The organism is Streptomyces acidiscabies (assembly GCF_020010905.1).
Taxonomy (GTDB): Bacteria; Actinomycetota; Actinomycetes; order Streptomycetales; family Streptomycetaceae; genus Streptomyces; species Streptomyces acidiscabies.
Genome location: NZ_JAGJBY010000001.1, coordinates 1,400,311 through 1,426,075, shown reverse-complemented (window position 1 = coordinate 1,426,075; position 25,765 = coordinate 1,400,311). Strand labels below are relative to the sequence as shown.

26 protein-coding genes and 1 pseudogene are annotated in these 25,765 nt (G+C 70.0%); 14 read left to right on the top strand and 13 right to left on the bottom strand.

Annotated elements, in window-relative coordinates; genetic code table 11:
• Positions 1-14: 14 nt before the first annotated feature.
• The 5 genes from J8M50_RS06845 to J8M50_RS06825 are packed head-to-tail and all read right to left on the bottom strand — an operon-like array spanning position 15 to position 3,431.
• Positions 15-566, bottom strand: coding sequence for an HAD family hydrolase (locus J8M50_RS06845; RefSeq protein WP_100216787.1), 552 nt, complete (start codon positions 564-566; stop codon positions 15-17).
• The gene (locus J8M50_RS06840; RefSeq protein WP_010354928.1) at positions 563-1,087 is read right to left on the bottom strand and encodes an orotate phosphoribosyltransferase; all 525 of its coding nucleotides are present in this window, start codon (positions 1,085-1,087) and stop codon (positions 563-565) included. The genes J8M50_RS06845 and J8M50_RS06840 overlap by 4 nt, the downstream gene beginning before the upstream one ends.
• On the bottom strand, positions 1,084-1,644 hold the full coding sequence (locus J8M50_RS06835; RefSeq protein ID WP_010354929.1) for an LOG family protein: 561 nt from the start codon (positions 1,642-1,644) through the stop codon (positions 1,084-1,086). Before J8M50_RS06835 ends, J8M50_RS06840 begins: the two co-directional genes overlap by 4 nt.
• A complete protein-coding gene (locus J8M50_RS06830) occupies positions 1,641-2,537 on the bottom strand; it encodes a hypothetical protein (protein ID WP_075661542.1) in 897 nt (298 codons plus the stop codon). Before J8M50_RS06830 ends, J8M50_RS06835 begins: the two co-directional genes overlap by 4 nt.
• 57 nt (positions 2,538-2,594) lie before the next feature.
• On the bottom strand, positions 2,595-3,431 hold the full coding sequence (locus tag J8M50_RS06825; RefSeq protein WP_010354931.1) for an aspartyl/asparaginyl beta-hydroxylase domain-containing protein: 837 nt from the start codon (positions 3,429-3,431) through the stop codon (positions 2,595-2,597).
• Between the two features lie 140 nt (positions 3,432-3,571).
• Here J8M50_RS06825 and J8M50_RS06820 point away from each other — a divergent pair, with 140 nt between their 5' ends.
• Both J8M50_RS06820 and J8M50_RS06815 read left to right on the top strand, forming a co-directional pair.
• A complete protein-coding gene (locus J8M50_RS06820; protein WP_029184023.1) occupies positions 3,572-4,117 on the top strand; it encodes a GntR family transcriptional regulator in 546 nt (181 codons plus the stop codon).
• 5 nt (positions 4,118-4,122) lie between these two features.
• Positions 4,123-4,887 (top strand): GntR family transcriptional regulator, encoded by a 765-nt coding sequence (locus J8M50_RS06815; protein WP_010354933.1) that lies wholly within the window; start codon positions 4,123-4,125, stop codon positions 4,885-4,887.
• Positions 4,888-5,018: 131 nt separating this feature from the next.
• Here J8M50_RS06815 and J8M50_RS06810 read toward each other — a convergent pair whose 3' ends face one another.
• From J8M50_RS06810 to rsmI, 3 genes are all read right to left on the bottom strand, one after another.
• Entirely contained in the window at positions 5,019-5,900 is an 882-nt protein-coding gene (locus J8M50_RS06810) for a TatD family hydrolase (protein WP_010354934.1), read from the bottom strand.
• Between the two features lie 98 nt (positions 5,901-5,998).
• On the bottom strand, positions 5,999-6,406 hold the full coding sequence (locus J8M50_RS06805) for a hypothetical protein (protein WP_010354935.1): 408 nt from the start codon (positions 6,404-6,406) through the stop codon (positions 5,999-6,001).
• A 219-nt stretch (positions 6,407-6,625) separates the two neighbouring features.
• On the bottom strand, positions 6,626-7,480 hold the full coding sequence (rsmI, locus tag J8M50_RS06800) for a 16S rRNA (cytidine(1402)-2'-O)-methyltransferase (RefSeq protein WP_010354936.1): 855 nt from the start codon (positions 7,478-7,480) through the stop codon (positions 6,626-6,628).
• Between the two features lie 63 nt (positions 7,481-7,543).
• Between rsmI and J8M50_RS06795 the strand changes: the two genes are divergently transcribed.
• The 4 genes from J8M50_RS06795 to J8M50_RS06780 all read left to right on the top strand — a co-directional run bounded on the left by J8M50_RS06795 (position 7,544) and on the right by J8M50_RS06780 (position 14,381).
• A complete protein-coding gene (locus J8M50_RS06795; protein WP_010354937.1) occupies positions 7,544-9,301 on the top strand; it encodes a dolichyl-phosphate-mannose--protein mannosyltransferase in 1,758 nt (585 codons plus the stop codon).
• 203 nt (positions 9,302-9,504) lie between these two features.
• Complete coding sequence (locus J8M50_RS06790; RefSeq protein ID WP_029184024.1) at positions 9,505-10,512, top strand: carbon-nitrogen hydrolase family protein; 1,008 nt, start codon at positions 9,505-9,507, stop codon at positions 10,510-10,512.
• Positions 10,513-10,676: 164 nt separating this feature from the next.
• Positions 10,677-12,302: a penicillin-binding transpeptidase domain-containing protein gene (locus J8M50_RS06785; RefSeq protein WP_010354939.1), complete on the top strand. Its 1,626-nt coding sequence runs from the start codon at positions 10,677-10,679 to the stop codon at positions 12,300-12,302.
• A 399-nt stretch (positions 12,303-12,701) separates the two neighbouring features.
• On the top strand, positions 12,702-14,381 hold the full coding sequence (locus J8M50_RS06780; protein ID WP_029184025.1) for a penicillin-binding transpeptidase domain-containing protein: 1,680 nt from the start codon (positions 12,702-12,704) through the stop codon (positions 14,379-14,381).
• 32 nt (positions 14,382-14,413) lie between these two features.
• Here the strand turns inward: J8M50_RS06780 and J8M50_RS06775 are convergent, their stop codons facing one another.
• On the bottom strand, positions 14,414-14,746 hold the full coding sequence (locus J8M50_RS06775; protein ID WP_010354941.1) for an SsgA family sporulation/cell division regulator: 333 nt from the start codon (positions 14,744-14,746) through the stop codon (positions 14,414-14,416).
• A 147-nt stretch (positions 14,747-14,893) separates the two neighbouring features.
• Between J8M50_RS06775 and J8M50_RS06770 the strand changes: the two genes are divergently transcribed.
• The 4 genes from J8M50_RS06770 to J8M50_RS06755 all read left to right on the top strand — a co-directional run bounded on the left by J8M50_RS06770 (position 14,894) and on the right by J8M50_RS06755 (position 18,627).
• Entirely contained in the window at positions 14,894-15,943 is a 1,050-nt protein-coding gene (locus tag J8M50_RS06770) for an energy-coupling factor ABC transporter permease (RefSeq protein ID WP_010354943.1), read from the top strand.
• 1 nt (position 15,944) lies between these two features.
• Entirely contained in the window at positions 15,945-16,706 is a 762-nt protein-coding gene (gene cbiQ, locus J8M50_RS06765; protein ID WP_010354944.1) for a cobalt ECF transporter T component CbiQ, read from the top strand.
• Positions 16,694-17,452 (top strand): energy-coupling factor ABC transporter ATP-binding protein, encoded by a 759-nt coding sequence (locus tag J8M50_RS06760; RefSeq protein WP_029184026.1) that lies wholly within the window; start codon positions 16,694-16,696, stop codon positions 17,450-17,452. The genes cbiQ and J8M50_RS06760 overlap by 13 nt, the downstream gene beginning before the upstream one ends.
• Before the next feature lie 740 nt (positions 17,453-18,192).
• On the top strand, positions 18,193-18,627 hold the full coding sequence (locus J8M50_RS06755) for a MarR family winged helix-turn-helix transcriptional regulator (protein ID WP_029184027.1): 435 nt from the start codon (positions 18,193-18,195) through the stop codon (positions 18,625-18,627).
• Between the two features lie 253 nt (positions 18,628-18,880).
• Here the strand turns inward: J8M50_RS06755 and J8M50_RS06750 are convergent.
• Positions 18,881-19,618 (bottom strand): annotated as a pseudogene (locus J8M50_RS06750) (inositol monophosphatase family protein); the annotation flags it as partial.
• Positions 19,619-19,799: 181 nt separating this feature from the next.
• On the opposite strand from J8M50_RS06750, the gene J8M50_RS06745 reads away from it, so the two are divergent.
• The 4 genes from J8M50_RS06745 to J8M50_RS06730 all read left to right on the top strand — a co-directional run bounded on the left by J8M50_RS06745 (position 19,800) and on the right by J8M50_RS06730 (position 23,303).
• Positions 19,800-20,249, top strand: coding sequence for an organic hydroperoxide resistance protein (locus tag J8M50_RS06745; protein ID WP_010354950.1), 450 nt, complete (start codon positions 19,800-19,802; stop codon positions 20,247-20,249).
• A gap of 101 nt (positions 20,250-20,350) precedes the next feature.
• Entirely contained in the window at positions 20,351-21,508 is a 1,158-nt protein-coding gene (locus J8M50_RS06740; RefSeq protein WP_010354951.1) for a serine hydrolase domain-containing protein, read from the top strand.
• 74 nt (positions 21,509-21,582) lie between these two features.
• The gene (locus J8M50_RS06735) at positions 21,583-22,599 is read left to right on the top strand and encodes a permease (protein WP_010354952.1); all 1,017 of its coding nucleotides are present in this window, start codon (positions 21,583-21,585) and stop codon (positions 22,597-22,599) included.
• Positions 22,596-23,303 carry a TIGR03943 family putative permease subunit gene (locus tag J8M50_RS06730; protein ID WP_010354953.1) on the top strand — a complete coding sequence of 236 codons (708 nt, stop codon included), beginning with the start codon at positions 22,596-22,598 and terminating at the stop codon, positions 23,301-23,303. The genes J8M50_RS06735 and J8M50_RS06730 overlap by 4 nt, the downstream gene beginning before the upstream one ends.
• A 17-nt stretch (positions 23,304-23,320) precedes the next feature.
• On the opposite strand, the gene J8M50_RS06725 is transcribed toward J8M50_RS06730, so the two are convergent.
• The 3 genes from J8M50_RS06725 to J8M50_RS06715 all read right to left on the bottom strand — a co-directional run bounded on the left by J8M50_RS06725 (position 23,321) and on the right by J8M50_RS06715 (position 25,662).
• Positions 23,321-24,166, bottom strand: coding sequence for an EamA family transporter (locus tag J8M50_RS06725; protein WP_010354954.1), 846 nt, complete (start codon positions 24,164-24,166; stop codon positions 23,321-23,323).
• Positions 24,163-24,654, bottom strand: a complete 492-nt coding sequence (locus J8M50_RS06720; protein ID WP_029184028.1) for a YbaK/EbsC family protein — start codon at positions 24,652-24,654, stop codon at positions 24,163-24,165. Before J8M50_RS06720 ends, J8M50_RS06725 begins: the two co-directional genes overlap by 4 nt.
• Positions 24,655-24,792: 138 nt before the next feature.
• Entirely contained in the window at positions 24,793-25,662 is an 870-nt protein-coding gene (locus J8M50_RS06715; protein WP_010354956.1) for a helix-turn-helix domain-containing protein, read from the bottom strand.
• Positions 25,663-25,765: the final 103 nt, after the last annotated feature.

Genomic DNA, 25,765 nt, shown 5'->3' with positions numbered 1-25,765 from the left:
GACGGCACGATCGCTCAGCGTTTGTGCGCGAGTGCGCCGAGCGGGGCGACACCTGCCGCGCGTGCGGCAGCGACGTCTCCGACGGTGTCGCCGAGAAACACCGACTCCCCGGGGTCGGCACCGAGCCTGGTGAGCGCGAGCAACAGTCCGTCCGGAGCGGGCTTGGGTTCGGCGTCCTCCCGGCAGACGGTCACGTCCAGCAGCGCCAGGGCGGCCGACGGCACCAGCCAAGGCAGTCGCGTACGGCTCTGAAGGGTGACCAGGCCCGTCGCGATCCCGGCGTCCTTGACGGCCTTCACCCTCTCCAGCACCCCGGGGAACAGAGCGGCCCCGGAAGCGGTGGCCAGGGCCGGGTTCCACCAGATCTCGCAGAGACGGTCCGGCTCGGCGACCCCGAGTCCGGTCAGCACCTCGACCCGTGGTGTCGTGAGCGCGTCCGACGGAAGGTCGGCGATGGTGACACGGCGTCGGAGGGCGGCGGTCGCGACGCCGGCGAGCGTGGCGAGCACCGCGCTTCCGCTGTCCAGCAGCACGCCGTCCAGGTCGAACAGCACGACCCTCGTCATGGAACCGTGGTCAGGTCGGCCTCGGTCAGCAAGGGGTGCAGGCTGACGCCGTGTCCGTCGAGGAGAGGTCTCCCGCCCAGCGGCCTCTCCAGGACACAGAGCGCGTCGGAGACCGGAGCACCGGCGACCCGCAGTATCCGGGTCATCGCCAGCAGTTGGCCGCCGGAGCGGACCACGTCGTCGACCAGGACGACCCGGCGTCCCTCGACGCCGGTGCCTTCGATCTGCCGCCGGGAGCCGTACCTCTTGGACCGGCGGCGGAGGAACGCGGACGGCAGCCCGGTGGCCGCCGACAGGGCGACGACCAGCGGAACGCCGCCCAGTTCGATCCCCGCCAGCACTTCGGCGTCCCCGGGGACGAGCGCGGCCATCGCCTCGGCGACGTCGTACAGCAGTTCAGGGTCGGCGGCGAGCCGGTACTCGTCGAAGTACGAGGCGAGCACCTGTCCGTCGGACAGCGTGAACTCATCGGCGACACAGGCCGTCGCGGCGACTCGGGCCCTCAGAGTGATCCCGGTCATGTGCCGGTTCCCTTCCGGTCGGTCAGATCGTGGAGCTGGGCGGCGAAGGCCGTCGCCGAAGCGATCGTGCTGAGAAAGCCCAGTGGCCGGGTGGGTGTCTCGAACAACCACTTCTCCCGCTTGAGGAAGGCCAGCAGTCCGAGTGCGGTGGGGCCGGTGACCCAGACAGGGACAGGGCGGATGGTGCTCGCGTAGTAGAGGGCGGCGGCCAGCTCGTGCAAGGTGCCGACCCCACCGCCCATCGCGACCACCAGGTCCGCCGAGTCGAGGTAGTGGTCGAGGCGGGTGCCGAGGCCGGGAAGGTGGACCTCGTCGGTGACGTACGGATTGAACTCACCCCATGCGGCGTGCTTGTCGGCCAGCGTGACCGCGACGGCCGTGCCGCCCTCGGAGGCGGCTCCACGTGCGGCGGCCTCCATCAGGCCGTTGTAGCCGCCGTGCAGCAGCGTGAACCCGGCCCTGGCCAGGGCGGCGCCGATGTCCTCGGCGAGTTGTTCCTCGTCCGGCGAGGCGGGGACGACCCCGCCGAAGAACGCGGCCGTCGTCCGCCGTGTCACACCAGCTCCAGGTAGGCGCGGCAGGCGGTGACGGCGTCCGTGAGGCCGTTCAGGGCGTTCGGGCAGGCCCGCGCGGTGAGCGCGAGCACCCGGTCCAGGGCCATGGTGACGTCGTCCGTGTCGGGGACGGCCGGAGAGGTGATCGCCGTGTCCAGGTCGGCCAGGCAGGTCCGTCCGATCGGGGTGCGCGCGAGTTCCTCCCGGAGCCGGTACCAGCCCCAGAACGCGGACGCCGGGACGAGCGCGGTCTTGATCAGGTCCTTCGTCGCGGTGTGCAGCAGGTGCCACTCGGCGTAGGCGACGAACCGCTGTCCGCGTCGGATGCGCTTGTGGAGCAGCACGGCCAGCACGAGGTGTTCGATCAGCAGTTCGACGCACGAGCGCGGCCGGGCGGTGAACTCCGTGATGTGAGCCCGCGCCCGCTCTGCGTGGGCGGCGGTGATACCGGCCGACGACCGCTCCAGGAGCGTCTTCCCACCCGTCTTCCGGCCCAGCTCGGCTATCCGGGAGGCAGGAGCGAGGTAGAGGTCGACCTGCTGGAGCCTCCCCTCGTACTGGACGAGGAAGACGAATCCGATACCTCCCAGGTCCGCGACGATGGTGTCACGCCATCCCGGCAGCAGAGCTCCGCACACAACCGTCATCAGGTCGTCGAGGGCCGAGGTGAAGGCGGACAGGTCGCGGTCGTGGACCCCGACGACGAAGTCGACGTCGGAGAGGCGGTCGGCGGTGCCGGAGGCGAGCGAGCCCCGGACCAGCAGGTGGGTCACCGCCGGGGAGGCGGACAGCACCTCGGCGATGCGGGTCAGCAACGGCAGTTGGGCGGGGCGGTTGGCCTCGGTGAGTTCGGTCAGGCGCAGTCCGGCCGGAGCCGGGGTCACAGCAGTGGGCATGGGCTGTCCTTCCGTGCTGAAGGTGCTGACGTGCCGGATGTGACGTGCCGAACGGCTTCACGAGGCGAGGGCGAGGAGCTGGGACTTCGCGGCCGTCCAGCGTCGGCACGCCTCGCTGTCGCCGAGCGCGGTGTGCAGAGCGCCGATCAAGTCGTAGACGGCGCCTTCAGGGAGGGCGAAGGCGTAGAACAGCCGCAGCAGCAACTGTTCGGCCGCCGTGGTGTAGCCGAGATCGGCCAGGCGCCGTGCGGCGGCGAGGCGTTGGGCCAGGTCCGTCTCCGACGCGTGCGGCAGGGGTTCGGCGTCCGGGGGTTCCTGCGCCGTCCCGGCCAGCCGCCGGTAGGCGTCGTCGGCGTACACGTCCGCGATCAGATGGACCCGGTCCGGGCCGAGCAGGTTGCACACCCCGTGCGCGTACGTCGGGGTCAGCCGCCAGATCCGCCCGCCGTCCAGGTGGACCTTGGTGCCCCCGGTGACCAGGAAGGCCGAGGAATTGGTGTGCAGCGGGACGTGCAGCCGGTGCCGCTCGACCTGGTCCAGCTCGTCGTAGTCGCGGTGCTCCCAGAGGAACGCGTTCGGCTCCAGCCGGGCCAGCCGCACCCACATGTAGCTCAGGCCGAGTTCGGACAGCAGGCCCGCCGTGGCGGGCATGTGCTCCAGCAGCGCGGTGGGCCGGGCGGTGCCGTCGGTGATGCGTACGTCGGCGGCGTCACCGGAGGCATTCATCAACGACGTGGTCCACCAGCCGCCGGACTGGAACTCGCCGTACTCCGCCTTCCAGGACGCCGGAGCGGTCAGCGCCTCGTGCCGCATCCGCTCGACCAGAGCGCCGTCCAGCATCCGCAACTGGGCGATCTGTCCGGACAAGGCCGCGTCGGGTCGCGTGTGTTCCATGGATCCCTCTCCGTTGGTGCGGCACAACACGATGACCGTATCGCTATATGTGAAAGGTAGCAAGGTTACGTCGTGGCCGTATCGCTTATCGTGTAAAGCGGTGAGGTCGTCCGCCACATCGATGGGAAGGGAGTGCGGACGTGAGCAGCAGTGATTGGGTCAGCAGCTCAGTGCCGTACGTGGCACCCCGGGAGAACGGGCAGGGCGATGCGTGGCAGGAGGAAGCCGCAGCCAGGGGAGGCGTAGGCAGTCAGCGGGTCGTTCGGGCAGGGAAGGTTCCCGCGCCCCCGGGTGTGGCGGCACTCCTCATGGTCGACGAGGGTGCCACCGTGGTGGTGCGTCAACGCGTCATCTACCTCGATGACCATCCCGTCGAGCTGACCGACACCTACTACCCGACGGAAGTCGCGCACGGCACCCGTCTGGAAGAAACCCGGAAGATCCGGGGCGGCGCGGTCACCCTCCTTGCCGAACTGGGCTACTCCGCGCACCGCGTCCGGGAGGAAGTCTCCGCACGTATGCCCACCGATGCCGAGCGACAAGTACTCGACCTCAGTGACGTCGAACCCGTCCTCTGCATGACCCGGCTGACGACGGACTCCGACGGCCGGCGCTTCCAGGTCGACGAATCCGTTTACCCGGCGACCGGCCAACGACTCCGCTACGAACTCGAACCGAGGATCTGACTGACGTGCCCAAGGCGGAACTGGACTCTCACGACCGACGCCCGCTTCACGAACGCATCGCGGCCGATCTCCGCGACGAAATCATGTCGGGAGACCTTCAGCCCGGCGCCAACCTCCCCTCGACCCAGCAGCTCAGGGACCGGTTCGAGGTGGCCAACGCGACTGTTCAGAAGGCTCTCCAGGTACTGAAAGACGAACGTCTTGCCGTCGGCCGCCCCGGTTCGGCGGTGACGGTCCGGCCGCACCGACAGGAGACCATCCGGCCTGCGGACACTGGTCGACCGGCGCCGCCCGGTGAGCAGTACTCATGGCTCACAGCGGCAACCAGCAAGGGCAGACGCGGAAGCATCGAACTGTTGGAGGTCGCAGAGGTGCGTCCGCCAGTGGACGTTGCGGCAGCACTGAGGCTCGATAAGAACGGCATGGCCGTGCTGCGGCGCCAAGTCCTCTCGTACGACGGATCGCCGGTCGAGTTGGTGAAGTCCTACTACCCGGTTGAACTGGCTCGCGGCACAGCCATGGCCGAACGCCGGAAGATCCGGGGTGGCACCCCCGCACTGCTTGCAGAGATGGGGTACCCGCCGCGCCACACCGTGGACCGGGTCTCCGCACGCGTCCCCACCCAGGAACAGTTCGAAGCCCTGCGACTCCCGAGTGACCTTCCCGTCCTCCGTACCTTCCGGGTGGTCTACAGCGACGACGAACGCCCGATCGAGGTCACGGTCATGGCCAAGGCAGGGCATCTCTACGAATTGCAGTACGAGTTCTGACCAGGGGGCGGAGTGGGAGGCGTTACGGCAGGTGTCAGGCCCGCCGTTACGGCCGTCAGGCACCGTTACGCCACCACCACAGCGGCGGCGGCCGTGCCAGTTCTTCGCGTCTATTGGTTTCTCCGGAGCCCTCAGTACGTAAACGCCCTGGCCGTGTTCGCCCCCAGCGCCTCCGCCAACGTGTCCTCGTCGACCCCCCTGACCTCCGCCATCGCCCGGACCGTGACCGGGATGAGGTACGGGGCGTTGGGGCGGCCCCGATAAGGCGCCGGGGTCAGGAAGGGGGCGTCCGTCTCCACCAGGAGGAGGTCCAGGGGGGACACCGACACCGCGTCCCGCAGGTTCTGGGCGTTCTTGAACGTGACGTTGCCCGCGAAGGACATGAAGTAGCCGGCGCGGGCGCAGATCCGGGCCATCTCCGCGTCGCCGGAGTAGCAGTGGAAGACCGTGCGGTCGGGGGCGCCCTCTTCCTTCAGGACGCGCAGGACGTCGTCGTGGGCGTCCCGGTCGTGGATCACCAGGGTTTTCCCGTGGCGCTTGGCGATCTCGATGTGCGCGCGGAAGGACGCTTCCTGGGACTCCTTGCCCTCGGGACCCGTACGGAAGTAGTCGAGGCCCGTCTCGCCGACGCCCTTCACGTGGGGCAGCGCGGCGAGGCGGTCGATCTCGGCGAGGGCCTCGTCCAGCGCGGCCTGGCCGCCCGGCCTGCGCGCGCCCTGGCGGGACCAGCCGTCGGGGTCGCCGTGGACGATGCGGGGCGCTTCGTTGGGGTGGAGGGCGACGGCCGCGTGGACGGCGTCGTACGCCTGGGCGGTCTCGGCCGCCCACCGCGAGCCGCGTACGTCGCACCCGACCTGCACGACCGTCGTCACACCGACGGAGGCCGCCTTCGCGAGGGCCTCCGCCACGGTCCCCGACTGCATGTCGAGGTGGGTGTGGGAGTCGGCGACCGGTACGCGGAGGGGTTCCGGGAGGGGAGGCGCGGCGTTCTTGTCGGAGGCGTTCGCAGGCATGTCCTGATCCTACGGAAGGGGGTGCCGCCGTATCGCGGCAGTTTCCCCGGCGGCCCGGCACCGGCGAGCCCCCCTCGCCGGCGCCGGTCGCCTCCGCCTCAGCTCGCCTTGCGGAACGGGTGCAGCAGGTCCGACAAGTGCCAGTGGTGCACCTCGCCCGGCTCCGTCGCCGTCGTCGCCCCGTCCGTGACCGCCTCGGCCCGTGCCACCGGCACCTTGTGCGGGCGCCGCGCGGCCTCCCGTACCGACGACACCTGCCCCGCCCGCATGATCCGCACCACGTGCGCGTCGCAGTTCTGGCAGGTGGGGCGGGAGAGCGGGGACGGGACGACCTTGCCCTCCGCGACGTACATCACGAACTGGTGGCCGTCCGCGTCCGTGTGGTGCTCGATCTCGTACGACTGCTCCCAGCCGTGCCCGCAGCGCATGCAGGCGAAGGAGTAGGACTCGTTGACCACGGCCGTCGCTCCGTCGCGCAGGCCGGTACGCCCTGAAATCTCGCTCATGCCAGCTCCTTAGGTCCGCTGACCCGGGGACGTCCTGTCTTGTCCCTCCACCTCAGTGGACGCCCGGGAGGCCCCGCCCGGTAGCCGCCCTGTTCTTTGTTGGGCGCGATTTGGCGTTTCCTTACCAAAGGAGCCGGCAGGGGCGTCTGGGCTTTGCCTTCGGAGAAACCGTTTTGCTAAGACATGAAGCCCAGGGCGGCGTAAAACGGACGCCGGTCGTCAGGTGTTGTTCTTGGCGGCGACGACCGCGTCGAACACGACCCGCTTGGCGATCCCGGCCTCCACGGCGACCGCCGCGATGGCCTCTTTACGCCGCTCCCCGGCAGCCTCCCGCACCTGCACGCGCCGCACGAGTTCACCGGCGTCCAGCTCCTCCGGCCCCCGCTCCGGCGCTCCCGAGACGACGACGGTGATCTCGCCGCGTACCCCTTCGGCGGCCCACTCCGCCAGCTCCCCGAGCCCCCCGCGCCGTACCTCCTCGTACGTCTTGGTCAGCTCCCGGCACACGGCCGCGCGGCGCTCCGCGCCGAACACCTCGGCCATCGCGGCGAGGGTGTCGTCGAGCCGGTGCGGGGCCTCGAAGTAGACGAGCGTACGGCGTTCCCCGGCCACGTCCCGCAGCCGCGAGAGCCGCTCGCCGGCCTTGCGCGGCAGGAACCCCTCGAAGCAGAACCGGTCGACGGGCAGCCCCGACAGCGCGAGCGCGGTGAGGACGGCGGACGGCCCCGGTACGGCCGTGACGCGGATGTCCCGCTCGACGGCGGCGGCGACGAGCCGGTACCCGGGGTCGGACACGGACGGCATCCCCGCGTCGGTGACGAGCAGCACCCGCGCGCCCCCCACCAGCGCCTCCACCAGCTCCGGCGTCCGCGCGGACTCGTTACCCTCGAAGTACGAGACGACCCGCCCCCTGGGAGTTACGCCGAGCGCCTGAGTCAGCCGCCGCAGCCTGCGGGTGTCCTCGGCGGCGATGACGTCGGCCTCGGCCAACTCGCGCGCGAGCCGGGGTGGCGCGTCCGTGATGTCGCCAATGGGCGTTCCGGCAAGGACGAGGGTGGCGGGAGTAGGTGTCACGTTTCCATCCTCCCAGTTGCTGATGCGCGGGACTCACACAGACCTGTTCCCTACGATGGCGCGGTGACCAGTACCGCGTCCTCCACGGACTCCACGGAACACCGGCCCGATCTCGACGAGTCCGAGCGGGCCGACCGTCTGTCGTGGCCGCAGCGGCTGCGCCGGTTCGGGTACCAGGGGCGGCCGGTCGCGGACGTACGGGAGCGGCTGGTTCCCGCGTACGCCGAGCCCAGCCCCCGGCTGTGGGAGTCGCTCGGTGTCTCCTACCAGCTCTCCGCCTGGCTGACGCGCTGGTCCGCGTGGATCGGGCCGCTGCTGGTGACGCTGCTCGCGGGGCTGCTGCGGTTCTGGAACCTGGGCGGTCCGAAGGCGGTGATATTCGACGAGACGTACTACGCGAAGGACGCGTGGGCCCTCGTCCACCGCGGCTACGAGGTCGGCTGGGACAAGAACGTCAACGCCCTCATCCTCAACTCGAACGGCAACGTGCCGGTGCCCACGGGCGCCGCGTACGTCGTCCACCCGCCGGTCGGCAAGTACGTCATCGGCCTCGGCGAGCTGATGTTCGGCTTCAACCCCTTCGGCTGGCGCTTCATGACGGCGCTGCTGGGGACGCTGTCGGTGCTCCTCCTGTGCCGCATCGGCCGGCGGCTGTTCCGCTCCACGTTCCTCGGCTGCCTCGCGGGCGGGCTGATGGCCGTGGACGGCCTGCACTTCGTGATGAGCCGTACGGCGCTGCTCGACGGCGTGCTGATGTTCTTCGTCCTCGCGGCGTTCGGGTGCCTGGTGATCGACCGGGACAAGGCGCGCGAGAAGCTCGCGGCGGCGCTGACGCCGGACGCGGACGGGCGGTACCGCCCCGACGTCTCCCTCGGCGACCACTTCCGCTTCGGCTGGCGCCCCTGGCGCTGGGCCGCCGGTCTCATGCTCGGCCTCGCCATCGGCACCAAGTGGAACGGCCTGTACTACATGGCCGCGTTCATCGTCATGGCGCTGCTGTGGGACGCCGGGACGCGCAAGGTCGCGGGCGCGCGTACCCCGTACCAGGCAGTCCTCAGGTATGACACGGGTTACGCCTTCCTCGCGACCGTACCCGTAGCTCTTGTGACCTACCTCGTCTCCTGGACCGGCTGGATCCTCTCCCCGTCCGACGGCACCGGTGGGTACTACCGCAACTGGGCCGCCGTCGACGGCAAGGGCGGCTCCTGGACCTGGCTCTTCCCCGACTGGCTGCGGAGCCTGTGGCACTACGAGCACGAGGTGTACAAGTTCCATACGCACCTCACCTCGCCGCACTCGTACCAGTCCAACCCGTGGAGCTGGCTCGTCCTCGGCCGCCCGGTCTCCTTCTTCTACGAGACCCCGTCCCCCGGCGACGACGGCTGCCCCTCCGGCGTCGCGGAGAAGTGCCCCCGCGAGGTCCTCGCCCTCGGCACGCCGCTCCTGTGGTGGGCCGCCTGTTTCGCCGTCCTGTACATCCTGTGGCGCTGGTTCTTCCGCCGGGACTGGCGCGCGGGCGCGATCGCGGGAGCCATCGCCGCCGGCTACCTCCCCTGGTTCATGTACCAGGAGCGCACGATCTTCTTCTTCTACGCCGACGTCTTCCTCCCGTTCCTGTGCCTGGCCCTGGCGATGATGATCGGCGCCCTCGCCGGGCCACCGGGTTCGTCCGACAATCGCCGGGTGATCGGGGCGACGGGGGCGGGGGTGCTGGTGCTGCTCATCGCGTGGAACTTCATCTATTTCTGGCCGATCTATACGGGGACGGCTATGCCGTTGGACGACTGGCGGGCTCGGATGTGGATGGATACCTGGGTGTAGGCGGGCTCGTTCCGGGGCGTTGACGGAGGCTGCGGGCGGCGGCATCATGGCCGACTGCGTGGCCTACGCCGAACCTCCCGTGACCGTCCCCAGCGCGGTCTTCCACCGGAGGCAAAGGGACCAGCGTCTCAGGTCGTTGTCGCAGCCCGATCGTCTTGGGCGAGGTTGCTGGGGAGCTGTCGCTCAGGGCGTGGAAGGCCGCGATGACAGCCCACAGGAACTTCAAGCGCCAGGTGCGTGCCCGCGCCGCGAAGACCGGTGAGTCCTACACGTCCGCTCTGCGGCACTTCCGTCCGACTCCATCAGGAGACGTCATGTCGGAAGCAGGGAATCTCAAGAGCGTGCGGCTCGCCGTGGCGCAGACCCCCGTGCGGGAGGACCCCCGGGACGCCGAGGCGCTGCGCGAAAGCGGGCGCGAGGTCCGGGAGTTGATGCGCGAGGCGGGGGCCGGGGGAGCCCGGGTCGTGCACTTTCCGGAGGGGGCGATCTGTTTTCCCGGCAAGTTCGCCCTGTCCGTCGACGGGCCGGACGTGGTCGGGCCTGCGGACTGGGGGCGGTGTCAATGGGCCGTGCTCCAGGCCGAGTTGGCCGCTGTCGCCGAGCTGGCCCGTGAGCTGCGGGTGTGGACCGTGATCCCGTCGGTGCACCGGCTGACCGGCCCGAACCGTCCGCACAACAGCCTGTACGTCGTCTCCGACGCCGGTGAGGTCGTCACGCGGTACGACGAGCGGCTGTTGTCGAGGACGAAGGTCTCGTACATGTACGCGCCGGGCGTCTCCCCGGTGACCTTCGAGGTCGACGGTGTCCGCTTCGGCTGCCTGCTCGGCATGGAGATCCATTACCCGGAACTGTTCGCGGAGTACGAGCGACTGGACGTCGACTGCGTCCTGTTCTCCACGAGCGGCACGCCGGGGAACACCGCCGCCCAGGCCCAGGGGCACGCCACGGCCAACAGCTACTGGGTCAGCTTCGCCGTCCCCGCGCGGTACAGGGCGCCGTCCGGGATCGTCGCGCCCGACGGCGACTGGCTCGCCCGGTGCCGCGTGGACGGTTCGCCGTCGGTGGCGGTCGCGGACCTCGACGACAGCTCCGAGGCCGCCGCAGGGGCGGTGACCTACGGGCGTCCGTGGCGTCGCGAGGCACGGTCGGGCATCTACGCGGAGCATCAGGTGAGCGATCCGCGCAGCGCGGACCGGACGGCGGCTTTCTAGCCCGGGACCAGTGTCCGGGCGGTCTCCGCCGCCGCATCTCCATTCGGACACCTTTCCGCATACGCCGGTCCCACAGGCCCCTCCGTCCGCATACAGTGCGAGACAGAGGGGCTCTTTTGAACGCGTTCAGAAGCGCCCATGGGGGACACGGGGAGGAAGAAGGCATGGCCAAGGGGGTCAAGGTCGCCGTCGTCGGGACGGTGTTCGCCGTGATGGTGGGCGGCGCCGGATACGGGGCGTACAACCTGCTGTCGGCGGTGGACGGCGGGTCGAGCGCGAAGGGGCCCGCGCCGGTCAAGACGGGGCCGCCGAGTTCCGGCGAGGTCAAGGACACCGCCACCGCGTTCTTCGCCGCGTGGGAGAAGGGCGAGGCGAGCATCGCCGCGGGCCTGACCAACAACGCGGGCGTCGCCGGGCCGCTCTTCACGGCGTACGGCACCGAGGCGCACATCGGCGGTGTGAAGATCACGCCGGGGACGATCACGGGGGCGACCGTGCCGTACCGGGTCGACGCGACGGTGTCGTACGGCAGCCTCGCGAAGCCGATCTCGTACAGCACCAGCCTCACCGTCGTACGCGGTGTCACGACCGGGAAGGCGCTGGTGGACTGGAAGCCGGCGGTCGTGCATCCGGCGTTGACGAGCGGTACGGACACGCTGGTGACGGGGGATTCGGGGGCGCCGGCGATCGAGGCGGTGGACCGGGACGGGAAGGTGCTGACTGCGGAGAAGTACCCGTCGCTGGGGGCCACGCTGGACGCGCTGCGGAAGAAGTACGGGGCTGAGGCGGGCGGCACGCCGGGGGTCGAACTGGTCGTCAAGCACGCGCAGGCCGATCAGCCCGACAAGACGCTCGTGACGCTCGCCGAGGGCAAGGCGGGCAAGGTGCAGACGACGCTCAGCGCGAGCGTGCAGGCGGCGGCGGAGACGGCGGTGAAGAGGTACCCGGAGTCGTCGGTGGTCGCGATCCAGCCCAGCTCGGGGGACATCCTGGCCATCGCCAACAACACGGCGAACGGGTTCAACTCGGCCGTGTCCGGGGCGCGTCCGCCGGGGTCCACGATGAAGATCGTCACGGCGGCCACGCTGATCGACAACAAGCTGACCACGGCGAACGGTCCCGCGCCCTGCACGGACACGGCGCTGTGGGAGGGGCAGACCTTCCATAACATCACGAACATGAAACCGGACGAGAGCGCGACGCTGGCGAGCAGTTTCGCGCGGTCCTGCAACACCGCCTTCATCAAGTACACGGACGACCTCGCGGACGACTCGCTCACGAAGGAGGCACAGGAGAGGTTCGGGATCGGGCGGGGCGACTGGAAGATCGGCATCGCGTCCGTCGACGGCGAGGTCCCGGCGGTCTCCGGCCCCGACAAGGCCGCGAACCTCATCGGGCAGGGCCAGGTGCAGCTCAACCCGCTGAACATGGCGTCCATCACGGCCACCGCGAAGACGGGCACCTTCCGCCAGCCGGTCCTGGTCCCGCTCTCCTTCGACCAGCGCACGCTGGCCACGGCGCAGGGGTTGTCGTCCGCCACCTCGCAGCAACTGCGCACGATGATGCGCCGGACGGCCGTCAGCGGGACCGCCGCCAATGTCATGGCCGGCCTCGGGGGCGACAACATCGGCGCGAAGACCGGCTCGGCGGAGACGGACGGGAACGCCACGTCGGACAGCTGGTTCACGGCGTACCGGAACGATGTCGCGGCGGCGGCGATGGTGCAGAGCGGGGGGCATGGGGTGGATGCGGCGGGGCCGATCGTGGTGAGTGTGCTGAAGGCGGGGTGAGGGCGAGCCGGGTGGGCTGGGTGGCGGCCGGACGGGCTGAGCGGCGGCCGGACGGGCTGGGCGGCGTCCCGTGATCGAAAGTGACCGTTTCTCAAGCCTGGGGTGACGTCGACCGTTTTTGATCGACATCGCGTCCCCTATAGGGCGCAGTATCAGAAACCCGCCCCCTAGGGACGCGTTCCCGGAAACGCTCGCCCCCTCCGCACCCCGCCGCCTACCGTGAACCCATGCCGTACCCCGCAACACCCGCCTCACCCGCCCCAGTTGTCACAACCCCGCTACGGACGGGTGGCTGAGGTCACAAGCACGTCACCCGGGCAGAAGGGGACCCTAGGCTGGTCGCCGTCGTTGGGGTGAGTGAGGGCAGTGGGGTCCCCGGGGAGCGCGGAGGTCAGGTACGTGGGCAAGAGAAGGCGTGTCGACGAGACGCGCGGGAGCAACAAGCGGCGGCCGGCCGTGGTCGGCGGCATGGCGGCCGTGGTGCTCGGCGGCGCCGCCTTCGGCGTGTACGCGCTGTACGGCGGCGGCGCAGCGGCGGAGAGCGGTACGGCGGCGTCCTCGGCCGACAGCAAGCCCAAGATCAAGACGGGCCCCCTGACGCCCGCCGAGGTGACCTCCGCGTCGACGGCGTTCCTGACGTCCTGGCAGCAGGGCAAGCTGCCCCAGGCGGCAGCGGCGACGGACGACGCGAAGGCGGCGACGGCGCTGCTCACGGCGTACGCAAAGGACGCGCGGATCACCGGCGTGACCCTCACCCCGGGCGCGGCGGCCGGCGCGAAGGTGCCGTTCGCCGTGAAGGGCATGGTGTCGTTCGAGGGCGTGAGCAAGCCGCTGGCGTACGCGAGCGCGCTGACGGTCGTGCGCAGTACGACGACGGGCGAGCCGGAGGTCGACTGGCACGCGTCGGTCGTCCACCCGGACCTCGCGGACGGCGACTCGCTGCTGACCGGCGAGTCCGGGACGCCGCCGGTGAAGGCGCTGGACCGGGACGGCAAGGAGCTGACGTCGAAGGCGTACCCGTCGCTGGCGTCGGTGCTGGACGGGCTGCGCGAGAAGTACGGCAAGAAGGCGGGCGGCAAGGCGGGCGTGGAGCTGCGCGTCGTCCGGGGCGCCGCGTCGAAGAAGCTCGACCTGTCGGACAAGACGGTGCTGGAGCTGAGCAAGGGCACGCCGGGGTCGGTCAAGACGACGATCAGCCCGACGATGCAGGCCGCCGCCGAGAAGCAGGTCGCCGCGAAGCCGCGCGCGTCCGTCGTCGTCATGAAGGCGTCGACCGGCGAGATCCTCGCCGTCGCGAACAACGGCAAGGGCTTCAACGTCGCCTTCCTCGGCTCGCTCGCGCCGGGTTCGACGATGAAGGTGATCACGTCGTCGCTGCTGATCGAGAAGGGGCTCGCGTCCGCCGACAAGGAGCACCCCTGCCCGAAGTACTTCACGTACGGCGGCTGGAAGTTCCAGAACGACGACGAGTTCGAGATCAAGAAGGGCACGTTCAAGGCGAGCTTCGCGCGGTCCTGCAACACGGCCTTCATCAGCCAGGCGCCGGAGCTGGACAACGACAGCCTGACCGAGCAGGCGCAGCAGGTCTTCGGGCTGTCCATGGACAACTGGTCGGTGGGCGTGCCGACCTTCGACGGGTCGGTGCCGGTGCAGAAGGCGGCGCAGATGGGGGCGTCGCTGATCGGCCAGGGCGGGGTGCGGATGAACCCGCTGAACATGGCGTCGGTGTCGGCGACCGTCAGGGACGGCAACTTCCATCAGCCGTACCTGGTCCCGCCGTCCTTCGACGACCGGAAGCTGGCGACGGCGTCGCGCACGATGTCCGCGTCGACGCTCGGCCAGCTGCGTGAGCTGATGAAGTACACGGCTCAGTACGGGACGGCCGCCGAGGCGATGTCCGGGATGAGCGGGGACTTCGGGGCGAAGACGGGGTCGGCGGAGGTGGACACCCAGGAGAAGGCGAACGGGTGGTTCACCGCGTACGCCGGGGATCTGGCGGCGGCGGGGGTTGTGCAGGCGGGTGGGCACGGTGGGGATACGGCGGGGCCGATCGTGGCGGCGCTGCTGAAGATGGGGTAGGTCGGGAGGGGTACGTCTTGCGGGGTAGCTCCTCAGGCGTACGTCTTCCGCAGGAACCTCGCCAGCGTCTTCGACTCGAACTGCACGACCGCCACCCCCTGCGCGGAGTGGAACTCCACCACCGCCTGGACCCGGCCGCAGGGCCATACCCGTACCTCTCCGGTACCGGCCGGGGCGCGCAGGCCCTGTTCCAGGAGGGTGCGGGAGACGGTCATCCGGTGGGCGCCGGGAAGGTCGACGCGTACGGCGCGGGGGTCGTCGTCGGGGTCGTACCTGAGGACCACGGGTACGGCCTCGCGCTCTTCTTCGACCAGGTCCTCGTCGGTGACGATATGAGCGCGTGCATGCTGTTCGACTACCGACATCGGACGGCCCCTTACGGTGCGTGACCTGCGCGGAAGCTGGGCGACCGCTTCACTTACCAATGTCGCATATTTTCCCATTAGCGGTATTGAAACTTTGCCCACCGACCGCTCTTGCAAGAGGTTCGCAACAGGCCACATCATCGGACGGTGCATGTACCTGACGGATTCATCGACGCCCCGACCTCCGCCGTGACCGGCGCCGTCGCGGCAGGCGCGGTCGCCGTGTCCCTGCGCGGCGCACGCCGGGAACTGGACGAACGGACGGCCCCCCTCGCGGGGCTGGTCGCGGCGTTCATCTTCGCGGTGCAGATGCTGAACTTCCCGGTCGCGGCGGGGACGAGCGGCCACCTCCTGGGAGGCGCGCTCGCGGCGATACTCGTCGGCCCCTATACCGGGGTGCTATGCGTCTCCGTAGTCCTTCTGATGCAGGGCATCCTCTTCGCGGACGGCGGCCTCACCGCGCTCGGCGTCAACATCACGGACATGGCGGTCGTGACGACGGTCGTCGCGTACGCCGTCTTCCGGGGCCTGGTGAAGGTGCTGCCCCGGAGTCGCCGGACCGTCACCGTGGCCTCCTTCGTCGCCGCGCTCCTGTCCGTACCGGCCGCTGCCGCCGCGTTCACGCTGCTGTACGCGATCGGCGGGACCACCGACGTCTCGATCGGCAAGGTCGCGGGCGCGATGATCGGCGTGCATGTGCTGATCGGGATCGGGGAGGCGGCGATCACGGCGCTGACGGTCGGCTCGGTCGTCGCCGTGCGGCCGGATCTGGTGTACGGGGCGCGGGGGCTCCAGGCGCCGTTGAAGCTGCGGGTGGGCGGGGAGCTGGTGGACGCGGTCGCTCCGTCGCCGTCGCCGGTCGGGGCCGTGTCCCGGAAGAAGCTGTGGCTCGGCGGACTGGCGGCCTCCTTGCTGCTGGCGGGAGTTGTGAGCTTCTACGCCTCCGCGAACCCCGACGGCCTCGAAAAGGTCGCCGCCGACAAGGGACTTGACGCCCAGGTCGAGGAACATGCCGCCGCGGACTCGCCGTTGGCGGACTACGGGGTCAAGGACGTGGAGAACGCGCGGATTTCGGGCGGGCTCGCGGGGGTGATCGGCGTGACGGTGACCGTCGTCGCCGGGAGCGGGGTGTTCTGGGCGGTGCGCAGACGGCGTACCGAGGGCGTGAACTCTGTTTCGAGTACGGGGAGTTCGTGACATGGGTGCTGGCCATGCCCACCGGCTCTACCTGAAGCGGCACACGCCGGTGCACACGCTCCCTCCGCACACCAAGCTCGCCGCCGTCTTCGCGTTCGTCGTGGTCGTCGTGTCGACGCCGCGCGAGGCGATGTGGGCGTTCGCGGTGTACGGGGTGCTGCTGGGGGTCGTCGCGTACTGCGCGCGCGTGTCCGCCGGGTTCCTGCTGCGGAGGCTGCTGATCGAGGTGCCGTTCGTCGCGTTCGCGGTGCTGATGCCGTTCGTGGCGGAGGGTGAGCGCGTCGACGTCCTCGGCATGTCGCTCAGCGTCAACGGGCTCTGGGGCGCCTGGAACGTCCTCGCCAAGGGGACGTTGGGGGTCGCCGCGTCCGTACTGCTCGCGGCCACCACCGAGTTGCGCGAGCTGCTCCTCGGCTTGCAGCGGCTCCGGCTGCCCCAACTCCTCGTACAGATCGCCTCGTTCATGATCCGGTACGGGGATCTCATCACCGACGAGATGCGGCGGATGCGGATCGCGCGGGAGTCGCGGGGGTTCGAGGCGCGGGGGGTCCGGCAGTGGGGGGTGCTCGCGAAGTCGGCGGGGGCGTTGTTCATCCGGTCCTACGAGCGGGGCGAGCGGGTGCACCTCGCGATGATCAGCCGGGGGTACGCCGGGTCGATGCCGGTCATCGACGAGATCGACGCGTCGCGCGCGCAATGGTCGTACGCGTTGACCCTGCCGGTCGCGGCACTCGCCGTATGTCTGCTGGGATGGACCCTGTGACCGCATCTCTCGAAGTCTCCGGCCTCGCGTTCGCCTACCCGGACGGCCATCAGGCCCTGTTCGGCGTCGACTTCAGCATCGCGCGGGGCGAACGGGTCGCGCTGCTGGGCCCGAACGGGGCGGGCAAGACGACGCTCGTCCTGCATCTGAACGGCATCCTCACCGGGGGTGCGGGGACGGTGACGGTCGCCGGACTCCCCGTCGGGAAACGGCACATGGCCGAGATCCGCCGGAAGGTCGGCATCGTCTTCCAGGACCCCGACGACCAGCTCTTCATGCCGACGGTCCGCGAGGACGTCGCGTTCGGCCCGGCGGCGTCGGGCCTCAAGGGCGCGGAGCTGGAGAAGGTGGTGGACGAGGCGCTGGAGCAGGTCGGCATGGCGGCCTTCAAGGAACGCCCGCCGCACCACCTGTCGTTCGGCCAGCGCCGCAGGGTCGCGGTGGCGACGGTTCTGGCGATGTCCCCGGAGATCCTGGTCCTGGACGAGCCGTCCTCGAACCTAGACCCGGCGTCGCGGCGTGAACTGGCGGACATCCTGCGGTCGCTGGACGTGACGGTACTGATGGTCACGCACGACCTCCCCTACGCCCTTGAGCTGTGCCCCCGCGCTCTGATCCTCAGCGAGGGGGTGATCGCGGCGGACGACCGCACACCGGAGCTCCTCTCGAACGCGGACCTGATGCGAGCGCACCGACTGGAGCTGCCGTTCGGCTTCGATCCACGCTCCGCGACAATGGGGGCGTGACGAACGAGGAGAGCTGGGCCGGGGGCGAGGGGGCGGCGGTGGGTGGTGCGGGGGTGCGGGGGTCTGTGAGCGGGTCGGTGGGCGGCGAGGAGACGGCGGTGACCGGCGAGGGGGGCCGGGAGCGGCTGAGCGGCACCGGGGTGCGGGGGGCGGCGGATGGTGAGCGGGTGGAGGGCCGGGTCGGTGATGAGGAGATCCCAGGTGCCGTGAGTGGCGGACGGTCCCGGGGGCGGATGACTGGCGGACGGCCTCAGGGTCGGGTGAGCAGCGCCGGGGCGCGTGGCGAGGCGGCGGATGGTGAGCGGGTGGAAGGCCCGGCAGCCGACGTGGAGGCACACGGCGACGAGGCAGCAGGGACCGGCGAGAAGGCCCGGGGCCGGGTGAGCGGAGCGACGGTGCGGGGTCCGGTGAGCGGTGAGAAGGCCCACGGGACGGCGGGTAACGGCGAGTCGGCCCAGGGCACGGCGCGCGGCGAGAAGGTTCAGGACTCGGTGAGTGGAGGGCGAGCCCGAGGCCGGACGGGCGGTCAAGCGGCGTGGGGTTCGGGACATGGCGAAGAAGTCCAGGGTGCGGTGGTGACGAGCGGGCCGGCTCAGGAGGCCGTGAGCGGCGAGGAAGTGCGGGGGTCGGGGAGCGCCGGGGTGAGTCGGGACGCGGAGAGCAGCGGGGCGGTTCAAGGGGCCGGGGGCCCAGGTGCCGGAAGCGGCAAGGCCGGCCAGGACACGGCGCCCCAAGGTTCCCTGCGGCTCGACGACCAGCTCTGTTTCGCCTTGTACGCCGCCCAGCGTGCCGTGACGGCCGCGTACCGGCCCCTCCTGGAGGAGTTGGGGCTCACGTACACCCAGTACCTCGTCCTCCTCACCCTCTGGGAGCAGGGCGAGACGACGGTCAAGCACCTGTCGTCCACCCTCCATCTGGACTACGGCACCATGTCGCCCCTCCTCAAGCGCATGGAGGGCGCCGGCCTGATCCACCGCACACGCTCGGCGCACGACGAACGCTCGGTCCTCGTGTCCTGCACGGGCCAGGGCGAGGAACTCCGGGGCCGGGCGGCGCGGGTACCGGGCGCGCTGCTGTCGGCGACGGGGTTGGGCGAGGCGGAAGTGGAGCGTTTGCGGGCGGAGTTGTGGGGGTTGACGGAGAGGGCGGAGGGGGCTGCGGAGAGGGCGAGGTGAAGGGGGGGACGGGGAGGGCGAGTTGGGGAACGCGGTTCAGGGTGAACGCGGCTCGGCGCGAACCCTCAGTGCGGACGGGGCTTAGCGTGAACGCGGCTTCCCGAACCCGGCTCAGCGAACGCGACTTGGCGAACCCGGCTCCCCCCCCCCCGCCAAGCAGCTCCCTCAGATCCCGACTGTGCGCCCCCTCCCCCACCACCTCCAACAACGCATCGTGCAGCGCCCCGTTGGACACCAGCACAGACCTATCCCCCGCCAGAACATCCGCACCCCGCAGATCACTGACCCGCCCACCAGCCTCCGTCACGATGACCGGCATGGTGGCGACATCCTCGTACCCCATGGCAGGCCCGGCGATAACGGCCGCGTCCGCACGCCCAGTTGCCACCGCAGCCATACACCCCGTGGACGGCACCAACAGCACGAGCCGATGCAACGCCGCGAGCAACTCCCCGTCCCAGGCCCCGAAGTTGTGCGCCTGAACCCGAGCCCCCCGCAACTCCCCCCGCGCGGAGACCCGAACCCGTCGAGCATCCCCCAACTCGTACGAGGGCCCTCTCACCACCCAACACCCCAACCCCCGCCCGGCAGCGAGAATCTCCCCGCTCATCGGCATCCCGACCACCCCGACGGCCGGCCCGAACTCATCCTCGTAAGCAAGGTCGTTGGAGAACAACGGCACCCGATGCACGAAGTTGGCGGTCCCGTTGACGGGATCGATGACCCACCGCCGCCCGGACGCACCCGGGTCGACCCCCAACTCCTCCCCGAACACCCCGTCTTCAGGAGTACGCCGCCCCAACTCCCCCCGGATCAACTCCTCGACCTCGACATCGACATCGGTGACCTCACTCCCGTCCCCCTTAAGCCGAACCCCCCACCCCCCACCGAGAAACCGCTCCCGGGAAACCCGCCCAGCCTCAGCCGCAAGCCGCACGGCGAAGTCGAGCAGAGAGGGATCAACCGAGGGAACCGCACCGTCGATGCTCATACGCGCTTCCTGCCCCGCCCACCCCGGAACCAGACACCCGACATCCGACACCACTCCTCCCCACCACCTCCACACCCCCCACCTCGCATTACCCCCGGTTACCACCCCCGCTCCGCCCCACCTACCTACCGGCCAGTACCTTGTGCACAAGGTAACTGGCCAACCCGGGGGAGGTCCCGCCATGACAGAAGGCGCCGCTGCCGTAGACACGCGCCCGACAAAGATCATGTACGTCGCGGAGGCGACGGCGCACGGCGGTCGGGACGGGTACGTGACCAGCCAGGACGGCCAGATAGAGCTGAGGGTGGCGATGCCCCCGGAGCTGGGCGGCGACGGCAACGGCACGAACCCGGAGCAACTGTTCGCGGCCGGATACAGCTCGTGTTTCCACAACGCGCTGATCCTCGTGGGGAACAGGGCGGGCTACGACCTGACGGGTTCCACGGTCGCCGCGAAGGTCGGCATCGGCCCGAACAGGACCAAGGGCTACGGCCTCGCAGTCGCCCTCAGCGTCTCCCTCCCCATCCTGGACGCGGAGATCGCGGCCCAGCTGGTGGACGCCGCGCACCAGGTCTGCCCGTACTCGAACGCGACGCGCGGGAACATCGACGTAACGATTCTCCTGGGCTGACACCCCACGGCAACACGAAGTAACCGCTTCCACAACCAAGGAATCGCAGGCTGACCCCAGACGTTGCACCAGACGTCAGAGGCCAACCCGAGAGGACCGCGGTGAACGGCACAGTTGCCGAGGGCTACGAACCCGTGAGGACCGCGTTCGCGCGGAACTTCGAGACGCTGGACGACAAGGGCGCCTCGGTAGCGGTGTACCACCACGGTCGTAGAGTCGTACATCTCTGGTACGGCACCCAGGACGTCACCGGCTCCACCCCCTGGCAAGAGGGCACGGCCCAGATCGTCCGCTCGGCGACGAAGGGCGTGGCGGCGGCGGCCGTCCTCCTGCTCCACCAGCGCGGCGCCCTGGACCTGGACGCCCCGGTGGGCACGTACTGGCCGGAGTACAAGGCGGCGGGCAAGGACCACACCCTGGTCCGTCACCTCCTCTCGCACCAGGCGGGCGTACCCGCGCTGGACCACCCCCTCACAGCGGCCCAGGCGGCGGACCAGGACCTCGGCGCGGCGGCGGTGGCGGCGCAGTCCCCCGCGTGGACGCCGGGCACGGCCCACGGCTACCACCCGCACACGTTCAGCTGGACGATCGCCGAGCTGGTCCGCCGCGTCACGGGCCGCCCGATCGCCGAGTTCATCGCGACGGAGATCACCCAACGGGCGCGCGCGGACTTCTGGCTGGGCCTCCCGCCGGAACAGGCATGGCGGGTGGGCCGTACGGCGATGGTGGAGACGACGACGGAGGCGGCGGGCACGCTGAAGTCGCGCCCGAAGCCGGCGATCACCGAGGCGTACGCGGACCCCGGCTCCCTCACCCGACGGGCGTTCGGCGCGATCGCGGACGCCGACGAGAACGAACCGGCGTACCGCGCGGCGCAGTTGCCCGGTTCGACGGGGTTCGCGACGGCGGACGGCCTGGCCCGGATCTATGCCTCGCTGATCGGTGAACTGGACGGCGTACCGCGCCTGTTCACCCCGGAGACGGTCGAACTGGCCCGCGCGCAGGAGTCGTCGGGCCCGGACCGCGTCCTGGTCGTCAACTCCCGTTTCGGCCTGGGGTACATGCTGCACAGCCCGGCGTCCCCGTTCCTCGCCCCCACGTCCTTCGGCCACCCCGGCCGGGGCGGCCCGCTGGCGTTCGCGGACCCGGAGTCGGGCATCGCGTTCGGGTACGTCACCAACGGTTTCCGCAGGACGGTGACCGCCGACCCGAGGCCGCAGGCGCTGGTAAGAGCGGTACGTGAGTCGCTCGCGGGGTGAGTGAGAACCCTGGGCCGGTCCCGGTATGTTGGTCGGAACATGTGGAGGACATGTGAGGACCGGCAGGGGCGGGCATGGGGCCGACGACGACAGAGGAACGCGCGGTCGACGAACTGCCCGCGCCCGAACCGCCTTCGTGGCCGCGCCACGGACCCCTCCTCCTGATCGCGGCGGCGATCGTCCCCGGCGCCCTCCTCGTCGTCCTGGGCCGCTGGGGCGACTCCCCGGCGATGGAGGCGTGGCGCACGGTAGCCCTCTCGGTGACCGTGCAGGCGCTGCCGTTCCTGCTGCTGGGTACGGCTCTGTCGGGCGCGATCAACGCGTTCGTCCCGGCGTCGGTGTTCCGCAAGGCCCTCCCCAAGCGTCCGGCGCTGGCCGTACCGGTCGCCGGAATGGCGGGAGTTGTGCTCCCGGGCTGTGAGTGCGCCTCGGTCCCGGTGGCAAACAGCCTGATCGGCAGGGGAGTTGCTCCGGCGGCGGCGTTCGCGTTCCTGCTCTCGGCTCCGGCGGTGAACCCAATTGTCCTGACGGCGACGGCGGTTGCGTTCCCCGGCGCCCCCATGATGGTCGTCGCCCGCCTGGTCGCCTCGCTCGCGGCGGCCACCGTGATGGGCTGGCTGTGGCTGCGGTTCGGCCGCTCGGAGTGGCTGAAGCCGACCGTACGGCACACCGGTCACGAGCAAGGGCGCAGCCGCTGGGCGGAGTTCAGGGAAGGTTTCCAGCACGACTTCCTGCATGCGGGCGGGTTCCTGGTGATCGGCGCGATGGCGGCGGCCACCTTCAACGTCGCCGTGCCGCGCACGTGGGTCGACACGTTCGCGGGCTCCCCCTGGCTGTCGGTGGTGTTCCTCGCGGTGCTGGCCATCGTCATCGCCGTCTGCTCGGAGGCGGACGCCTTCGTCGCGGCCTCCCTGACCGGCTTCTCCCCCACCGCGCGGCTCACGTTCATGGTCGTCGGCCCAATGGTCGACCTGAAGCTCATCGCGCTCCAAGCCGGCACGTTCGGCCGCGCGTTCGCCTGGCGCTTCTCGGCGGCGACGACGGTGGTGGCGGTACTGTGCGCGGCCCTGATCGGAGAAACCCTGCTGTGAAACGCGTACTCCAGGCCGCCCTGTTGGCGCTGACCGGCGCGGGGCTTCTCCAAGTCGCCCTGTTCACCGAGGTGTTCATGCGGTACGTGAAGGAGGGGATGCGTCCGCTGCTGATCCTCTCCGGCGTCGTCCTGCTGCTGCTCGGGCTCGCGGAGGCGTGGTCGGCGTACCGTCACCGAGACTCGCACGGCGCCCATGTCCCGCCGGTGGCCTGGCTGTTGTTCCTCCCGGCGCTGAGCCTGCTGGTGTACGCGCCGCCGGAGCTGGGGTCGTACACGGCGTCCCGGGAACCGGTGAAAGCGGTGGCCGTGACGCCGGACGACGGCTTCGACCCGCTGCCCGCGACCTCGCCGCTGCCGATCACGCTGGGGGACTTCACGTCGCGGGTCCAGCAGGACCGTACGAAGGTGATCGCGGGGCGCCCGGTCACCATGACGGGCTTCGTCACCCCGACCTCGTCGCCGGACCACTGGTACCTCACGCGGCTTATCCTCAGCTGCTGTGCGGCGGACGCGCAGTCGGTGAAGGTGAAGGTGTACGGGGTGGAGCCGCCCAAGGCGGACACGTGGGTGTCGGTGACGGGAACGTGGCACACGGCGGGGGCACTTGGCACGCCGACGGCTGAAGTCGCCCTGGACGGGCGGACGTTGCAGAAGATCGACCGCCCCTCGAACGGCTACCAGGACGCGCTGCCGATCGGGTGACCTGCCACCGGGCGCCATCAACTGCCGTGCAGCATCAGCCCGATCCCCACGACGAGCACCCCCGCCGCCACGATCCTCGGCGCCCCGAACCGCTCCTTGAAGAACACCGCCCCGATCGCGGCCCCCACGATGATCGACGACTCCCGCAGTGCGGCGATCGGCGCGAGTTCGGCCCGCGTCTGGGCCCACAGCACCAACCCGTAGGCGACGCAGGAGAGTACGGCGCCGATCGCGCCGACTCCCGCGTACGGCTTGAGCCGGGCGAGGGTCTCGCCGCGCCAGCGCGTCCAGGCATACACGGGCAGCACGAGCCCCTGTACGCCCATCAGCCAGGCGATGTACCCGAGCGAGGAGCCCGATGCGCGGACACCGAGCCCGTCGACGACGGTGTACAGGGCGATAGTGAACCCGGTCCCCAACGCAGCCCAAATAGCAGCCCAGTTGGGCCGCCGCCCCCGAAGCCCCCACAGGGCGACCCCGCCAAGTCCCGCACAGGACAAGGCGATTCCGGCGGCCCCCCACCCGTCCGGCACCTCGTGCGCGAACAGCGCGGCCAGCAACGTCACGATCAGCGGCGCGCTGCCCCGCGCGATGGGGTACGCCTGCCCGAAGTCGCCGATCCTGAACGACCGCATGAGCAGAGCGAAGTAGGCGATGTGAATGACGGCAGAGGCGATGAGATAGGGCCAGGCACCCCCGTCCGGAAACCCCACGAACGGCGCCGCGACCAGCCCGAGTACCGCTCCCCCACCGGAGATCAGCGCGAGCCCCACGAGCTTGTCGGGGATCTTGTGCGCGAGCGCGTTCCAGCAGGCGTGCGTCACCGCAGCGAGCAGCACGGCCCCCGTGACGGCAGGCGTCACGGCGTCAACTCCCGCACATCGACGAGGGTCGCCTGCGCGTGCCGCACCAACTCCTTGGGCGCCATAGGGAATACCGCATGGGGATTCCCTGCGGCGGCCCACACCTCGTCGTGCACGAGCAGCCCACGATCCGCGAGCACGCGTGTACGGGTCCGATGCCCGAACGGCGGCACCCCTCCGATGGCGTACCCGGTGACATCACGCACGACCTTGGCATCGGCGCGCGTAACTTTCTTAACGCCCAACACCCCACTCACGGCGGCGACATCGACCCTGGAAGCCCCGTCCACCAACACGAGCACCGGCACACCATCGGCAGCGAAGATCAACGACTTACAGATCTGCCCCAGCTCACACCCCACGGCGTCCGCAGCCTCAACAGCCGTCCGCGCCCCGTCCGGATACGTCCGCACCTGCCCCAACACCTCGTCGAGCCCCATCTCTTGAAGGGCCTGGGCGAACAGGGGATGCGCGTCTGTCGTCGTCATGAACCGCACGGTAGCGGTCGGTGTAGGGCACAGGCGAAGGGATTGAGCCGACGGTGGCAGGACCAGCGTGATCTGCCGGGCCCACCGTCCGGGTTCGAACCGTTCGGCCCGTCGACGGCGGGCCACTTCCGGCGGTACTCACAGTTTCCCCAACTGCCGTTCGACAAAGGCCCGTGAGTCACGTGCGTTGTGGGCCTGTGACCGGAGGATCCCGAAGCGCAGCTCAAGGAGGCTGATTTCTTGGGGCTTTGAGACTGGACGCCCGTTGAAGAGGCTTTCGGAACGGCCAGTTGCGGTTCCGTCGGCGAACTTCATCACCTGGAGGAGTCCCGAGGTGCCGGCGTGTTCCTCGACGTCGGTCGGCATCACCTGGAAGGACACGTTGCGCTGTTCGGACAGGTGAAGAATGTGTTTGAGCTGACGCTTCATCACTTCTCGCCCTCCATAAGGGCGTTCCAGCGTCACCTGTTCCTGGATGATGCTGAACGTCGGCGCGGGGTCTTTGCGGAAGACCTCCTGGCGGTCCAGACGGTAGGCGACCTCATGGTCGATCACGCTGTCGCTCAGGGGTGGCTTGCGCATCTCGAACAGCGTCCGGACGTACTCCGGGGTCTGCAACAACCCGTGGATGTTGTGGGTGCAGTAGATGAGGAACTCGACCGCCCGCCCTTCCACCTCCTTCAGCCGCCCCCTGGCCCCCTTCCGGTACCGCGCTCTCCTCATGGGCTCCATGAAGACCCGCAGATGTCCCTGCGCGCCGAGTTCGGTGTCGGCCTTGTCCAGAAAGCCGGGCCGGGGAATCCGCCGCCCGCCCTCCAGCTTGCGGATCATGTCCTCGCCGTACCTCATGACGCCCGCGAACTCGACGACACTCATCCCCGCGCTCTCCCGGCAGAACTTCAGCAGCAACCCCACTGCCTGCACCATGGGTTCAACCTCGTCACCCACCTCGACGAACCAACCGGCCTCGTCGAAATCCTCGTTGCACTCGTAACTCTGGTCGCTCATGTCAGCCTCCGAGGCCCACCCCTACCCGCGCGAACCCGTCAACAGCCGGGCCCCGACGGGACAAAACCCGGACAGCGCCCCGACTCCGCAGACCCCGGACCAC